The sequence below is a fragment of the Burkholderia cenocepacia genome (assembly GCF_014211915.1).
Classification (GTDB): domain Bacteria; phylum Pseudomonadota; class Gammaproteobacteria; order Burkholderiales; family Burkholderiaceae; genus Burkholderia; species Burkholderia orbicola.
In genome coordinates, this window is record NZ_CP060040.1 from 2,224,627 (window position 1) to 2,238,993 (window position 14,367).

Here is a 14,367-nt window from a genome sequence, read left to right on the forward strand (position 1 = left end):
TTACATCCCGACCGTCACGCGCGTCGCATTCGCGCGCTTCAGGTTGCGGTAGCGCGCCAGCGCCCACAGCGGGAAGAACTTGCGATAGCCGTGGTAGCGCAGATAGAACACGCGCGGGAAGCCCGTTGCCGTGAAGCGCGTCTCGTCCCACAGCCCTTCTTCGTTCTGCTGGGCGACCAGGTAGTCGACGCCGCGCGCCACGGCCGGGTTGTTCACTTCGCCGGCCGCCATCAGGCCGAGCAGCGCCCAGGCCGTCTGCGACGCCGTGCTCGGCGCCTGCTCGTAACCGCGGTAGTTCAGCTTGTAGCTGTCGCCGTCCTCGCCCCAGCCGCCGTCCTTGTTCTGGATCGACAGCAGCCACTGCGCGGCGCGCTTCATGCGCGGGTCGTCCGGCGTCAGGCCGGCCGCATTCAGCGAGCACAGCGCCGTCCACGTGCCGTACACGTAGTTCATCCCCAGCGGCCGTACCAGCTGCCGTCCGGCTCCTGTTCCTTCAGCATGTAGTCGAGCGCGCGGCGCGCCGGCTCGCTGTTCAACGGTGTCTCGCCGAGCTGCGACAGCATCGACAGGCAGCGGCCCGACACGTCGGCCGTCGGTGGATCGAGCAGCGCGCCGTGATCGGAGAACGGGATGTTGTTCAGGTAGTACTGCGTGTTTTCCGGTTCGAACGCGCCCCAGCCGCCGTCGCTGCTCTGCATGCCGACGACCCATTCGCGCGCCCGCGCCATCGATTCGCGATACGTGTCCGACTGCTTGAGCTTTTGCGCGCGATCCATCGCCATCACGACCACGGCCGTATCGTCGACGTCAGGGTAGTGCGCGTTCGCGTACTGGAACGCCCAGCCGCCGGGCCGCACGTTCGGGCGGCGCGAGATCCAGTCGCCGCGCACGTCGAGAATCTGCAGCGGGCGCAGCCATTCGAGGCCGCGCAGCACGGCTTCCTCGGCACGCGCATCGCCGGTCTCGAGCAGCGCATGCGCGACGAGCGACGTATCCCACACCGGCGACAGGCACGGCTGGCAATACGCCTCGTCGTCGTGCACGACGAGCAGCTTCTCGAGCGCCTTGCGCGCGATCGCGCGGTTCGGATGATCTTCCGCATAGCCGAGCACGTCGTACATCATCACCGCGTTGGCCATCGCCGGATAGATCGCGCCGAGGCCGTCCTCGCCGTTCAGGCGCTCGTCGACGAACGACACGGCCTGACGGATCGCCCGTTCGCGCGTATAGCTCGGGAACAGGCCGTCGACCGCGCGCAGCGCATGATCGACCACGCGGAAGAACGCGAACCAGCCGGCGCTCTGATGGCCCTGGCGCGGCAGCAGCCCGGCATTGACGGGCGGATCGATGAACAGCTCGTCGATGCGCACGCCGCGCGGGTTCTTCGCGAGCGGACGCTTCGCGTTCAGCACGAGCAGCGGCACGATCACGGTGCGCGCCCAGTACGACACCTTCGACAGGTGGAACGGGAACCACTGCGGCAGCAGCATGATCTCGACCGGCATCATCGGCACCGCACGCCACGGAATCGCACCGTACAGCGCGAGCTGGATGCGCGTGAACACGTTCGACATCTCGGCGCCGCCCATCGCATGGATGGCACGGCGCGCGCGCTGCATGTGCTCGGCGTTCTCGTCGTCGCCGATCACCTTCAGCGCGAAATACGCCTTCACGCTCGCGCTGATGTTCGGCGCGCCGTCGGTGAACAGCGGCCAGCCGCCGTCGGCCTGCTGGATGCGGCGCAGATACTTGCCGATCTTCTGTTCGAGCTCGAGGTTCGGCGTCTCGCCAAGATAGTGGACGAGCAGCACGTATTCGGCGGGAATCGTCGAATCCGCCTCGAGTTCGTAGACCCAGTGGCCATCCGCTTGCTGCGCGGCGAGCAGCGCGTCGGTCGCACGCGCGACAGCCGCGTCGACGCCGGCCGGCACGGCGCCGGCGGACAAGGTAGCCATTTCGGTGAGATCGTTCATCGGTCCCTCTCTTTATTGCGTCTGGAGCACGTCCGCGGCCAGCTGGCCGGAACGGATCGCGCCCTCGATCGTGGCGGGCAAGCCGGTGGCAATCCAGTCGCCCGCGAGTACAAGATTGGTCCAGCGCGTACGCACGGCCGGACGTTTCATTTCCTGCGACGGCACCGCCGCAAAGCCCGCGCGCGGCTCGACGACGAGCTGCCACGCGGGAATGGTTTCCGGGTTCGCGCCACTCACGCGCGCGACGTCTTCCCAGATGCGCCGCGCGAGCGTGTCGCGCGGCATGTCGAGCCAGCGGCCCGCATCGCGGATCGTCGCCGCGAGCAGCCCGTCGCCGGTCCGCACCGCATCGACGACGCCGTTGACGACGGTCGTCTGCAGCGGATTGCCGGTCGACGCGTCGACCGCGAAATACGCGGTCACGGCCGCGCTGAACGTGTCGGGCGCCGCGAGTTCGGGCACGAGCGGCTGCGCGACCTCGGGCGGCACGGCCAGCACGACCGCGTCGCCCGGCGCGAGATCGATGCGCTCGCCGCCGATCGACACCGCATCGACCGCATTGCCGTGCGCGCCGAATTCGAACGCGTCGAGCCGCGAATTCAGGCGGATCTGCGCGCCGCCGTACTGCAGCATCCGCAGCGCCGGTTCGACGAACGCGCTGCCGAGCCCGCGACGCGCGACGAGCGGGCGGCAGCCGGGGCCGCCCGCGGCAAACGCGCCGCACAGCGCGGCGCGCGCGAGCTCGGCGCTCGCGTGGCGCGGCTCGATATTCAGCACCCCGAGGAAAAACGGCCGCAGCCAGCGATCCCACAGCACGCCGTCGCATCGCATCGTCTGCGCGAGCGAGCGGCCCGTGCGGGCGAACGCGAGCGGGGCGAGCGCGAGGTAGTCGAGCGGCGTCGTGCCCGGCGCGCGCGACGCGGCATCGAACAGCCACGACGGCCAGCGACCGTTGCCGAAGCGCAGCGTCCAGCGCTGCTGCGACGCGACGTCCACGACCGGGAATTCAGCCAGCGCGGGCCCCGCGAGTTGATCGAACGCGCCGATCGCGCGCAGGTAGCGCTGCGTCGCGGGCTGCCCCGCGAAAACCGTATGCAGCCCGCTGTCGAGCGTCGTGTTCAGCGTCCCGTCGAACCACGAGCGGCAGCGGCCGCCCGCGTGTGCATGCGCGTCGTGCAACACGATGCGACGCCCGCGACGTTGCAACTCGACCGCGGCCGACAGGCCCGCGAGTCCTGCGCCGATCACGTGGACGGTTCTGGGCATCGCCTCGGCCGACTCAGAACAGCGCGTAGCGCGCGGCGATCATCAGCATGCGCGCCTTCGGCTTGCGCAGCGGCGCGCGCGGCGCGGCAAAGCCGCGTGCGATCGCGGCCTCGAGAATGCAGCGATACGCGCCCGACATGATGCGCGGCGCCTTCACCTGCGCACGCGGACAGGTGTCCATCACCGCGTCGGCCTGGCGGAAGTGCTCGAGCGCACGCTCGACGAGCGTCGCGCACACGCGCGGCAGCGCCGGATCGCGCACGATCGTCGCCGGATCGGTGATCGCGATGCCCTCGCGCGCGAGCAGCTCGCGCGGCAGGTAGCACCGGTTGATCGCCGCGTCGTCGTCGATGTCGCGCAGGATGTTCGTCAGTTGCAGCGCGCGGCCCAGGTGGTGCGACAGCGTGATCCCTTCGGCTTCCGGCATCCCGAAGATCCTCACCGACAGCCGGCCGGCCGCGCTCGCCACGCGATCGCAGAAGAGGTCGAGCGTCGGCTCGTCGGGCGCGCAGATATCTTCGGCCGCATCCATCGCCATCCCGTCGATCATCGCGTGGAAATCGTCGCGCTGCAGGTTGAACGCGCGAATCTCGCGATCGAGCGCGACCAGGTGGCGCGGCGGGCGACCGGCGAAGCAGGCGTCGATGTCCGCGCGCCAGCGATTCAAGCCCGCGTTGCGCTCGGCGCGCGGCAGGTCGCTGTCGGCGATGTCGTCGACCGCGCGGCAAAACGCGTAGACCTGGAACATCGCATCGCGCTGCACGGCCGGCAGGATGCGCATCGCCAGATAGAAAGAACTGCCCGATGTGACGGCAGCGGCGTCGGTTTCTTGTTCGTCCACGACGGAATGGGAAACGGCCAAGACGAGCTCCACGGAGACACCCACGCGGGGCGATTGAAGAAGCCATGCCCGGCTGGGATGGTCAGGGCGTCGAATGCGTGCGGGATAGGCGAACGATCGACGCAGACAGGCACAAATTACCGGCCGGAAGCCGGAATTGGCCGAAAGTATAGCAATCTTTGAAGTTCGATGGCGGACACGCGCCATGTGTGGCGGGGTGTTGAGCGCCCTGGAGAGGGCGGCGCGGCCGGCCTCGGCGAATGGGCGTCGCGCGGCGCGTCAGCCGTAGACGATGTCGCGCTGCAGATCGAGTGCGATGAGCCCCATTTCGCGTGTGAGCTGCAGCATCGAGCGGCGCTCGAGGCGCGAGCCCATGAAGCTCGTCACGCGGCCGTCGGGTTCGGCGGTGAACTGGAAAACCGCGCCGCCCGTACCGAACCACGCGCCCGGCACGTCGGGCGATTCCTGCCAGTCGATCTGCTCGAACACGCGCGCGATGCCCGCGCGCACCAGGTCGCCAGGGCCGATCGGCGGCGCGATGTCGCCCAGGTCGTCGAGCGAATAGGGGCCGGGTTTGTTCGGCTTCCGGTAGAAGAGATAGTCGACGTTCATGGGGCGCAATCGCGAGTAAAGCAACAAATTAGCGTGCTTCGGCACAAATTCAAATCAGATATGGACGAAATGTGGCCTGCGCGACACAAAAGGGGCGGATCGTTGCCGCCCGGGAGACGCGCCGCGCGAGCGCGTTTCGATGGCGGCGGGTTCGTCTAAGATGACACCTTTCTCGAAAAAATACGGACACCATGGAGACGAACGACACCGCCAACCCGCAGTCCGATCATCCCGTTTTCGTGCTCGTGCACGGCGCGTGGCATGGCGCGTGGTGCTACGCCCACCTGGCGGCCGCGCTGGCCGCGCGCGGCTACCTGTCGATCGCGCGCGACCTGCCCGCGCACGGCATCCATGCGCGCTTTCCCGCGTCGTACCTCGCCCGGCCGCTCGACAAGGACGCGTTCGGCGCCGAGCCGTCGCCGGTCGCGAACACGACGCTCGACGATTACGCGACGCAGGTGATGCAGGCCGTCGACGACGCATACGCGCTCGGCCACGGCAAGGTCGTGCTGGTCGGGCACAGCATGGGCGGCCTCGCGATCACGGCGGCCGCCGAACGTGCGCCGGAAAAGATCGCGAAGATCGTCTATCTCGCGGCCTTCATGCCCGCGTCGGGCGTGCCGGGTCTCGACTACGTGCGCGCGCCGGAAAACAAGGGCGAGCTGCTCGGCCCGCTGATGCTCGCGAGCCCGCGCGTGGCCGGTGCGCTGCGCGTCGATCCGCACAGCGGCGATGCCGCGTATCGCGAACTGATGAAGCGCGCGCTGTACGAAGACGTGCCGCAGGCCGACTTCGATGCGGTCGCGAACCTGATGAGCTGCGACGTGCCGGCCGCGCCGTTCGCAACCGCGATCCCGACGACCGCCGCCCGCTGGGGTGCGATCGACCGTCACTACGTCAAGTGCCTGCAGGATCGCGTGATCCTGCCCGCGCTGCAGCAGCGCTTCATCGACGAAGCCGACGCATTCGCGCCCGGCAACCCGACCCACGTACACCAGCTCGACAGCAGCCATTCGCCGTTCGTGTCGCAGCCGGCCGTGCTGGCCGGCGTGCTCGCCGACATCGCGAAAAGCTGAGGGGGGCGGGCGCGGTCAGTCAGCGTACGCGACCGACCGATCGCGCCCGAGCCGCTTCGCACGATAGAGCGCGGCGTCGGCCTCGTTGACGAGTACGTCGCAGGTCAGCGCGCCGGCTTTCGCGCAGGCGCCGCCGACGCTCGCCGTGACCGGCACGCTGACGCCCTCGGCATCGACCGGCATGCTGCCGATCGCCTCGCGCACCTTGTCGGCCACCCGCATCGCCTCGTCGAGATTCGTGCACGGCAGCAGCAGCGCGAATTCCTCGCCGCCGAAACGCCCGAACGTATCCTGCGCGCGCACGATCGACGCGACGCGGCGCGCGGTCTCGCGCAGCACGGCGTCGCCCGCCGCATGCCCGAAGCGGTCGTTGATCGTCTTGAAGTGATCGAGGTCGAACAGCAGCACCGACAGGTCGCCGCCGTAGCGCTGCCAGCGCGCGAATTCGTCGCCGAGCCGCGCCTCGAAGAAGCGCCGGTTCGCGATGCCGGTCAGCCCGTCGCGGTTCGCGTGTTCGCGCAGCTTCGCGACCGCTTCCTCGCGCTCTCGTTGCATCACGCTCACGTGCGTGACGTCCGAGATCGTCACGCACACGGCCTCGACGTCGCGGCCGCGCGTGAGCGGCATGAACGTGCAGTCCTGCTGCATGTAGTCGACGCCGCCCGTGATCGGCCGGTCATGCTCGAAGCGGAACAGGTAGGGCCGCTGCTCCCACGAGCTGAACGCGAAGCTGCCAAGCTGGAACACGCTCTCGAGCTTGCGCGACAGCCACGCGCGCGGCAGGTCCGGAAAGCGGTCGAAGATGTTGCGGCCGATCACGTCGGCGGCCGGGATGCCGCTGTGGTCCTGCATGAAGCGATTCCACATCAGGACGGTCATCGAACGGTCGAGCACGAACAGGCCGAAGCCGACCCGCTCGATCACGAGGTCGCTCAGCGACGGGGCGGCGGCCGTCATAGCGCGGACAGCAACGCGTCGAGCGCGTCGCCCATCAGCCGGATCGAATCCTCGGCCATCAGCATCACGAAATGCGCGCGGAACGTGTGGTCCTCGAGCCCGAAGTTCACCTCGAGCAGCAGCGCGACGCTCCACCCCAGTTCGTTCGGCTGGAAGACGTCGTCGAACGACACGTTCGCACCGAGCAGCCCCGGCGGAAAGAACACGGGCTTGCGGCCGAGTTCGTCGAGGATCGACGCGACGCAGGCGCCCATCAGCACGTTCGCGACGTCGAACACGATCTCGTCCGGCGTCGCCATCCCGCCGTACACGCCGTCGCCGAACGTGCGGTCGACGACCGACATGAGCCGCGCGACACCCGCCGTGCGGCACAGCACGATCGCCTCGCCCTTGATGTCGGAACGGAAGCCCTGGCGCACGGCGGTCACGTTGTCGTGGATGCCCGTCATCTCGCGCAGCGCGTCGCCCGCGTCGGCCGCTTTCACGACGCGCACGCGCGGCACCGACAACTCGATGAAATGCCCGAGCAACAACGCCAGCCGCGCGGCGGCGCGGCCCATTGCAAGGTTGGCGATTTCCTGCAACGCGTCGCGTTGCTCCGCCGTGAACACCGATTCAGGCATACAACCCATACTCCTTGAGAATGGGCAGCAATGCCTCCGACGTCACGGGCTTGGCAACGAATGCGATCGCGCCCAATTCACGCACGCGTGCTTGCGCCTGCGGCTGGATATCGGCGGATACCACGATCACGAACGTGTTCAGATCTTCGTGGCGCAGTGTTTCCAGGACCTGATATCCGCTCATGTCGGGCATCGTCAGGTCCAGAAACATCACGGAAGCTTTGCCGTCACGATAGAGCGCCAAGGCCTCGCGACCATTCGCTGCATACGCGACGTCAACGTCCCAGTCTCCCGGCAGCGCCTTTGTCAGAAGTTTGCGAGCGAGCAGCGAATCGTCGGCAATTACAATCGGCAAAGGCATGGGGCGATGCGGTATACGGAATGGTCTCTCTCGCGTTAACGACCGCGCGGCGCTCTTCTTTAGTGCCTTGCGTTTCGGGCGCGGCCAACCGCCTTGCGACCAGGCACGGGCGCCGCGACGCAGGTGCGCGCGACGCACCGCGCGGCAATCGCCGACGGGCGCATGTATCTGTCATAGGGAAAGCAAGGCGCGATTCTCGGAGTAAACCGGAGGCGATGCAACTCGCCATTTTCACCATTTCGAACAGAATCGGTCCGATCGCGCGTGATTCCGAAAACAGCCGCGACCATTTTCGAGATAAGCACGCAAAATTTTTCCTTGTGTACGTTTGCGCTGCCGGATTCGTCGCGTTTTCAATCTGACGGTTTACCTCTGTCATATACGACAGGTTTGCGCCCGTACGGCACCGCACGGCGGACCGCCGCAACTCGTTTATGATGGCAGACACCTCTGCCTCACCCGCTTTCCTCGATGACGTCCGAACGGCCTGCCGACTCCCGCGCCCCTGCCCCTTCTCCCGCCGACGACTGGCAGGATGACGGCAGCTACGCGTCCGGCGCACCCGAGCACGATTTCGCGGTGCGCCGCGTGACGCTGATCGTGCTGCTCGTCGCGGCGATCGTGCTGCCGTGCATCTACGTGGTGGTGATGGCGTACAACGACCTGAAGGCGCGCGAGGCCGCCGCGAGCGACGTGACGATGCGCACGGTGCGGGTCGCCGAGGAACACGCGCTCAAGGTGTTCGACCTGAGCGAAACGCTCGATGCGCGCATCGTCGACCTCGTGCAGGACATGGACGACGCGACCGTGCGCAGCAAGGAGTCCGACATCCACGAAGCGCTGAACACGATCGGCGGCGGCTATCCGCAGGTGGCTGCCGTGTCGATCTTCGGCGCAAGCGGGATGCTGCTCGCCAACAGCCTCTACTATCCGGCGCCCTATGCGTCGATCGCGAACCGCGACGATTTCGCCGGCATCCGCGACGGCAAGGTCATCGAACACATCTCGCGGCTGATGATGGGGCCGCTCAAGCTCGAGAACATTCCCGTCTTCAACACCGGCGTCGCGCGACGCCATAGCGACGGTTCGTTCGCCGGCATGGTGTCGATCGCGCTGAAGTCGTCGTATTTCAATGCGTTCTACCGCGACCTGCTCGGCGGCGCGAGCACGCCGATGACGATGGCGCTCGCGCGCTCGGACGGCGCGGTGATCGCGTCGTATCCGCCGCCGCCGTCGCTCGCGCACACCGATCGCTCGGTCACGTTCGGCAACCCGCGCAACGATCCGCGCGCGGGCGTGGTGCGCGTGGGCCACGACGGCGCGAGCAGCGAGATCGTCGCGTATCGCCAGGTCGGCAGCTATCCCGTCTACGTGACCTGCGCGTACCGCACGTCGGCGATCTGGCATGAATGGTACGAACACCTGAGCGTGCTGTTCATCTCGATGTTCGCGCCGTCGGTCGCGCTGTGGTCCGTGATCTGGCTGTCGCTCAAGCGGCTGAAGGCGGAAGAGGAAGCGTGGGACCGCTGGCAGGCCGAAGCGTCGATGCGGCGCTCGATCGAATCGGCGTACCGGCAGTCGCGCAAGATGCAGGCGCTCGGCAACCTCGTCGGCAGCGTCGCGCACGACTTCAACAACCTGCTGATGATCATCTCGAGCAACGTGCAGATCGCGCGGCGACGCGGGGTCCAGCATCTCGACAAGGAGCTCGGCGCGATCGAGCGCGCGTTGAAGAACGGCCAGTCGCTCACGCGTCAGCTGCTCGGCGTCGCGCGCAAGCAGCCGCTGCACAACGAGACGATCGACATCGGGCAATGGGTCGGCACGTGCCGCGAACTGCTGAAGACGTCGCTCGGGTCGAAGTCGTCGCTGGTCGTCGCGATCGAGCCGGGCGTCTGGCCGATTCGCGTCGATGTCGCGGAGCTCGAGCTCGCGGTGATCAACCTCGCGGTCAACGCGCGCGACGCGATGGCGACCGGCGGACGCTTCACGGTCGGCGCACGCAACGTCACGCTGCGCCGCGAGGACGGCTTCCCGCTCACCGGCGACTTCGTGCAGATCTCGCTCGACGACACGGGTTCGGGCATGGCGCCCGACGTGCTCGCCCGTGCGTTCGAGCCGCTGTTCACGACGAAGGCGCAGGGGATGGGGACGGGGCTCGGCCTGCCGCAGGTATTCGCGTTCTGCGAACGCTCGGGCGGCCTCGCGACGATCGACAGCGCGGTCGGCGCGGGGACGTCGGTGCGTCTGTACCTGCCGCGCGCGCGGGCCGAGGACGTCGTCGCGCGGCCGGCAGCCGTCGCGCACGACGCGGGCAACGGCGCGCTCGCCGGTCTGCACGTACTGCTGGTCGAGGACAACGACGAAGTCGCGGCCGGCACGGAAGCGCTGCTGTCGCTGCTCGGTCATCGCGTGACCTATGCGCCCACCGCCGACGACGCGTTGCGCCTGATCGAAGGCGCCGCCGCGAACGACGCGTTCGATCTCGTGATTTCGGATATCCACATGCCGGGCCGCCTGAACGGCATCGACCTGGCAGAAGCGGTCGAAAAGCGGCCGGGGAAGCTGCCCGTGATTCTCGTCACGGGTTATGCGGAGGAGCTCGACCGTACGCGCACCGTCAACGTCCGCGTGCTGTCGAAGCCGTTCGACATCGCGCTGCTCGACGAGATCCTGCAGGGCATCCGCGAAGCGCGCGACGCACGACACGCCGGCGCGTGATCCGCTCTTGGTTGGGGGCGCCGCCGCGACGGCGTGAGCGCGCGCGGCGGCGGTCAGGCCAACGAGGTCAGGCCGATTTCAGCAAGCGCACCCAGCTCGCGTAGCGATCGACGAAGCCCTGCAGGAACTTGCGGGTGTCCTCGCTGACGATCTGCCCCTGGTCGTCGATGCGCGCCGGGTCGTGCTTGATGAACATCTCGGGCTGACCGAGCGTCTTCACGTCGAGGTACGCGAGCACGTTGCGCAGGTGCTGCTGTGCGAGCGCGGTACCCACCGCGCCCGGCGACGTGCCGAGCACCGCGCCCGGCTTGCCCGACCACGAGTTGGAACCCCACGGGCGCGAGCCCCAGTCGAGCGCATTCTTCAGGACGCCGGGAATCGACCGGTTGTACTCGGGCGTGACGAACAGCAGCGCGTCGGCGGCTTCGATCGACTGCTTGAAGCGTTTCGCGACTTCCGGGAAATCCGCGTCGTAGTCCTGGCTGTACAGCGGCAGCTCGCCGATCTCGACGAACTCGAACGAAAAATCGGCGGGGGCGAGCGAGATCACGGCGTGCGCGAGCGCGCGGTTGGTCGAAGCGCGACGCAGGCTGCCGACGACGACCGCAATACGATAGGACATGGCATTCTCCTTCCGGTGAGTGAGGAATCGGATCGATTGCTTCCGAATGGGCGACAAAGGTCTGTTTATAGGCAAGCCAGCCCGCGAGCCGTCCCACGGGGCCGTCCGGCCGACTTTCCACAAGGTTTTCCACAGAAATTGTGGATAACTCGACCGTTATGTTCTGACGTTACAGATTGCCCGACGCGCATCGCCGGCGACGCGCGAGACGGGGTTCGGCAAGCATAGCGCAGCACGGCAGCCGGTTCCGCGAATTCGTGACGGAACATTGCGTTGCAGGCGGAGACCGCGCCCAGTAAGCTGCACGCACCGCGATGCGTCCGCTCCGTGACGCACGCGCGATCGCTTCGAGACACCGCCATTCACCCATGCTGTCCGCACACGACGACCCCGCCTATCTCGCGCAACTGCGGCACGACCTGCTGCGCTTCGCACGACTCCAGCTCCGCGATGCCGACGCGGCCGAAGACGCCGTGCAGGAAGCGCTGACTGCCGCGTGGTCGCATGCCGGCGAGTTCGCCGGGCTGTCGGCCCACAAGACTTGGGTGTTCGGCATCCTGCGCAACAAGCTGATCGACGTGCTGCGCGCACGGCAGCGGATGGTGAGCCTGACCGCGCTCGATGCGGAACTCGACGGCGAATCGATACTCGATCGCGAATTGTTCAAGGACAACGGGCACTGGGCCGCGCATGCGAAACCGCGACCGTGGCCGAAGCCCGACACGCTGTTGCAGCAACAGCAGTTCTGGACGCTGTTCCAGGTGTGCCTCGACCATCTGCCGGAGCAGATCGGACGCGTGTTCATGATGCGCGAATTCCTCGATGTCGAGATCGCGGACATCTGCAACGAATTGACGCTGACGACGAATCATTGCAGCGTGCTGCTGTACCGGGCGCGCACGCGCCTGCGAACCTGTCTGAGCGAAAAAGGACTGACGACCGAAGATGCTGCCGGGGAAATGTACTGACGTGACACGCCTGCTGTCGGATGCGCTCGATCGGCATCTGACGCTGCACGAGCGCCTGCAGGTGCGCGTGCATCTGCCGACCTGCAGTGGATGCCGCGCCTATCGTGGGCAGATCTCGCTGTTGCGGATGGCCGCGAAGGCGGCGGCGGGGCGGGAGCCGGACGATGATGATGGGACGTCTTCCGGTAAAAGCTAGACGCCGCGGTGGCGACATATCGTTCCGGGGGCGGGTGGCGGCGCGGGCAGCCTGACGGTCGCGTCGGTCTGGATTGCCGTTGTTTACGTGTGCAGGGCTGGGCCAGGCCGCGTTGATGCAATAAGAAAAATACGCCGGGCAAGAATTATTCGAACAACGCCTTCACCGACTCGGGCGGACGACCGATAGCCGCCTTGCCGCGGTACACGACGATGGGGCGTTGCAGCAGGATCGGATGAGCGACGATCGCCGCGTAGGCTTCAGCGTCGGTCAGGTCCGCACGGGCAAGGTTCAGTGTCTTGTACGGCTCCTCGCCGTCGCGCAGCATGTCGCGGACCGGACGGCCGAGTTGCCGATGCAGCGTTTCGAGCTCCTCGACTGTCGGCGGCGTCTTCAGATACTCGACGACGTTCAGCGGCGCGCCGGCCGTATTCAGCGACTCGACCAACGCAAGCGTCTCGCGGGACTTCGAGCATCGGGGGTTGTGGTAGATCGTGATCATCATTCAAGCCTGGATGGTGGAGCCCTGTATTGTAGCCAGTCTGCGTGGGAGGCTCGGCGGGCGGGGCAGCTGAGATCGTGTGGCTTTCCTCGTGGCAGTGGGTCGCTGGCGTGATTCGGTTTAGTGATGCGTCGTGATCGCGAGACGGCGAGTGTTTGATGTCGTGGGACACACCTGAGCGAGTGGTTGTTTATGCGCATAAAGTGCGGGCACGCAACGGCTTCATGGAGACAGGGACTTGCGATTAGCCCGCCTAATGTCTCGTGAGGGCTGTCTCGGGCGGCGAAAAGAGAGCGGGGATCGCGGGACACTTGGGGTCGGTTTATGCGCATAAAGCCTGTGATTGTCAGGCGAGGTGAGATGCGGCTCCAGGCGTAGACGTATGTCGACAGGGATACGGCACCGGACGACGGTCGTATCGATAGGCTATCGTCCCAACATCATTGCGTGCCTGACGTAGGCCAGGTCTCTGCCTTGCCCTCCACTGCAGGCCATCGTTGCGTCCGGTTTATGCGCATAAACGCTGTGGGCAAACGGAACGTTGCCTCGATGCATACACGTTCAACGACGTGCCTCGTGGCCGTGCGTCTGCCTCCGGCCAGCAGAACACACTTCTCTGTGGCGTATCCCGAGCGCTCCAGCCACGAAGTCGATCACCCCGATCGCCGCGGACTTTATGCGCACAAACTTCCGGCTCCTCGGCCACTCGCCGCGTCCAGCGAGAGGGCAGCACACCGAGACATCGCCGCGACGAACCGCCCCGGCGTTGGAGCACGAGAGATCCACCATCGAGCACTGCATCGACCGCTCTACATCAGTCTCGCCATCTCCCACACGCCGTCCCAACCAGCAATCCAACCTCCACCATCCCGTTTATGCGCATAAACCGATAGTCCGAATGGCCAACGCGTAGTTGTTGAACGACAATTTCATTGAAATTCAAATATCGTCCTGTAGAATTCCAACGACCAAAACAGGAGTGAAAATTGGCCGCGGAAATCATTGCAGTCACTCAACAAAAAGGTGGCGTCGGCAAAAGCACGATTGCCATGCATCTCGGCGCCGCGTTCCATGAAAAAGGGAAGCGCGTCCTCGTCATCGACGCAGACCGTCAAAACACGCTGGTTCACTGGTCGAGCGCATCCGGCGACAGCGACAACGGCATCCCGTTTCCGGTCGTCAATCTTGCCGAAGCCGACGGCCAGATCCATCGCGAGATCAAGAAGTTCATCAACGACTACGACATCATCGTCGTGGACTGCCCGCCGTCGATCACCGAAAAAGTCTCCGGCGTCGTCCTGCTGGCCGCATCGATTGCCGTGATCCCGACATCGTCGTCGCCGGCCGATTACTGGTCGAGCGTCGGGCTGGTCAAACTGATTCAGCAGGCGCAGGTGATGAACGAAGACCTCCGCGCGGTCTTCCTGCTGAACAAGACCGAAGAGAAGCGCATGCTGACCCGCGAGCTCAAGCGTGCACTCGAAGAACTCGGCTTCCCGCTGCTGAAGACGCAGATCCCGACTCGGGAAGCGTACAAGCAGGCGATGGCGCTCGGTCAGACCGTGCTGCAAATGAACGATCGCGGCGGCAAGCTGGCCGCCGCCGAAATTCGCGCATGTGCCGACGAAATCGTCGCCATGCTGCCCTGA

Annotated in this window: 13 protein-coding genes and 1 pseudogene; 5 read left to right on the forward strand and 9 right to left on the reverse strand. The window is 66.4% G+C overall.

Going from position 1 to position 14,367, the window contains the following annotated elements:
• The 4 genes and pseudogenes from shc to SY91_RS26415 all read right to left on the reverse strand — a co-directional run bounded on the left by shc (window position 1) and on the right by SY91_RS26415 (window position 4,692).
• Window positions 1-1,973 (reverse strand): annotated as a pseudogene (shc, locus tag SY91_RS26400) (squalene--hopene cyclase).
• Between the two features lie 12 nt (window positions 1,974-1,985).
• Complete coding sequence (gene hpnE / locus SY91_RS26405) at window positions 1,986-3,239, reverse strand: hydroxysqualene dehydroxylase HpnE (RefSeq protein ID WP_023476156.1); 1,254 nt, start codon at window positions 3,237-3,239, stop codon at window positions 1,986-1,988.
• 13 nt (window positions 3,240-3,252) lie between these two features.
• Complete coding sequence (hpnD, locus tag SY91_RS26410; protein ID WP_012339078.1) at window positions 3,253-4,101, reverse strand: presqualene diphosphate synthase HpnD; 849 nt, start codon at window positions 4,099-4,101, stop codon at window positions 3,253-3,255.
• A gap of 258 nt (window positions 4,102-4,359) precedes the next feature.
• Window positions 4,360-4,692, reverse strand: a complete 333-nt coding sequence (locus SY91_RS26415) for a hypothetical protein (RefSeq protein WP_006480205.1) — start codon at window positions 4,690-4,692, stop codon at window positions 4,360-4,362.
• 191 nt (window positions 4,693-4,883) lie between these two features.
• On the opposite strand from SY91_RS26415, the gene SY91_RS26420 reads away from it, so the two are divergent.
• Complete coding sequence (locus SY91_RS26420; protein WP_023476155.1) at window positions 4,884-5,768, forward strand: alpha/beta fold hydrolase; 885 nt, start codon at window positions 4,884-4,886, stop codon at window positions 5,766-5,768.
• Window positions 5,769-5,783: 15 nt separating this feature from the next.
• Here SY91_RS26420 and SY91_RS26425 read toward each other — a convergent pair whose 3' ends face one another.
• Genes SY91_RS26425 through SY91_RS26435 form a run of 3 tightly spaced genes read right to left on the reverse strand, consistent with a single transcriptional unit; the run spans window position 5,784 to window position 7,709 of the window.
• Window positions 5,784-6,725, reverse strand: coding sequence for a GGDEF domain-containing protein (locus SY91_RS26425; protein WP_023476154.1), 942 nt, complete (start codon window positions 6,723-6,725; stop codon window positions 5,784-5,786).
• A complete protein-coding gene (locus SY91_RS26430; protein WP_011548760.1) occupies window positions 6,722-7,348 on the reverse strand; it encodes a chemotaxis protein CheC in 627 nt (208 codons plus the stop codon). The genes SY91_RS26425 and SY91_RS26430 overlap by 4 nt, the downstream gene beginning before the upstream one ends.
• Window positions 7,341-7,709 carry a response regulator gene (locus tag SY91_RS26435; protein WP_011548759.1) on the reverse strand — a complete coding sequence of 123 codons (369 nt, stop codon included), beginning with the start codon at window positions 7,707-7,709 and terminating at the stop codon, window positions 7,341-7,343. Before SY91_RS26435 ends, SY91_RS26430 begins: the two co-directional genes overlap by 8 nt.
• 471 nt (window positions 7,710-8,180) lie before the next feature.
• On the opposite strand from SY91_RS26435, the gene SY91_RS26440 reads away from it, so the two are divergent.
• Window positions 8,181-10,430: a hybrid sensor histidine kinase/response regulator gene (locus tag SY91_RS26440; protein WP_043887498.1), complete on the forward strand. Its 2,250-nt coding sequence runs from the start codon at window positions 8,181-8,183 to the stop codon at window positions 10,428-10,430.
• A gap of 67 nt (window positions 10,431-10,497) precedes the next feature.
• Here the strand turns inward: SY91_RS26440 and SY91_RS26445 are convergent, their stop codons facing one another.
• Window positions 10,498-11,052, reverse strand: coding sequence for an NADPH-dependent FMN reductase (locus tag SY91_RS26445; RefSeq protein ID WP_006480199.1), 555 nt, complete (start codon window positions 11,050-11,052; stop codon window positions 10,498-10,500).
• A 368-nt stretch (window positions 11,053-11,420) separates the two neighbouring features.
• Between SY91_RS26445 and SY91_RS26450 the strand changes: the two genes are divergently transcribed.
• Both SY91_RS26450 and SY91_RS26455 read left to right on the forward strand, forming a co-directional pair.
• Entirely contained in the window at window positions 11,421-12,020 is a 600-nt protein-coding gene (locus SY91_RS26450; protein ID WP_023476151.1) for an RNA polymerase factor sigma-70, read from the forward strand.
• A complete protein-coding gene (locus SY91_RS26455; RefSeq protein ID WP_043887496.1) occupies window positions 11,998-12,216 on the forward strand; it encodes a zf-HC2 domain-containing protein in 219 nt (72 codons plus the stop codon). Before SY91_RS26450 ends, SY91_RS26455 begins: the two co-directional genes overlap by 23 nt.
• Before the next feature lie 145 nt (window positions 12,217-12,361).
• On the opposite strand, the gene arsC is transcribed toward SY91_RS26455, so the two are convergent.
• Entirely contained in the window at window positions 12,362-12,718 is a 357-nt protein-coding gene (gene arsC / locus SY91_RS26460) for an arsenate reductase (glutaredoxin) (RefSeq protein WP_027808888.1), read from the reverse strand.
• Between the two features lie 986 nt (window positions 12,719-13,704).
• Between arsC and parA the strand changes: the two genes are divergently transcribed.
• Window positions 13,705-14,367 (forward strand): ParA family partition ATPase, encoded by a 663-nt coding sequence (gene parA / locus SY91_RS26465; protein ID WP_006480195.1) that lies wholly within the window; start codon window positions 13,705-13,707, stop codon window positions 14,365-14,367.

Excerpts from the sequence above, each read along its gene's own strand:
- hpnE (WP_023476156.1), bottom strand. The coding sequence starts at position 3,239 with ATGCCCAGAACCGTCCACGTGATCGGCGCAGGACTCGCGGGCCTGTCG.
- SY91_RS26415 (WP_006480205.1), bottom strand. The coding sequence starts at position 4,692 with ATGAACGTCGACTATCTCTTCTACCGGAAGCCGAACAAACCCGGCCCC.
- SY91_RS26420 (WP_023476155.1), top strand. The coding sequence starts at position 4,884 with ATGGAGACGAACGACACCGCCAACCCGCAGTCCGATCATCCCGTTTTC.
- SY91_RS26425 (WP_023476154.1), bottom strand. The coding sequence starts at position 6,725 with ATGACGGCCGCCGCCCCGTCGCTGAGCGACCTCGTGATCGAGCGGGTC.
- SY91_RS26430 (WP_011548760.1), bottom strand. The coding sequence starts at position 7,348 with ATGCCTGAATCGGTGTTCACGGCGGAGCAACGCGACGCGTTGCAGGAA.
- SY91_RS26435 (WP_011548759.1), bottom strand. The coding sequence starts at position 7,709 with ATGCCTTTGCCGATTGTAATTGCCGACGATTCGCTGCTCGCTCGCAAA.
- SY91_RS26440 (WP_043887498.1), top strand. The coding sequence starts at position 8,181 with ATGACGTCCGAACGGCCTGCCGACTCCCGCGCCCCTGCCCCTTCTCCC.
- SY91_RS26445 (WP_006480199.1), bottom strand. The coding sequence starts at position 11,052 with ATGTCCTATCGTATTGCGGTCGTCGTCGGCAGCCTGCGTCGCGCTTCG.
- SY91_RS26450 (WP_023476151.1), top strand. The coding sequence starts at position 11,421 with ATGCTGTCCGCACACGACGACCCCGCCTATCTCGCGCAACTGCGGCAC.
- SY91_RS26455 (WP_043887496.1), top strand. The coding sequence starts at position 11,998 with ATGCTGCCGGGGAAATGTACTGACGTGACACGCCTGCTGTCGGATGCG.
- arsC (WP_027808888.1), bottom strand. The coding sequence starts at position 12,718 with ATGATCACGATCTACCACAACCCCCGATGCTCGAAGTCCCGCGAGACG.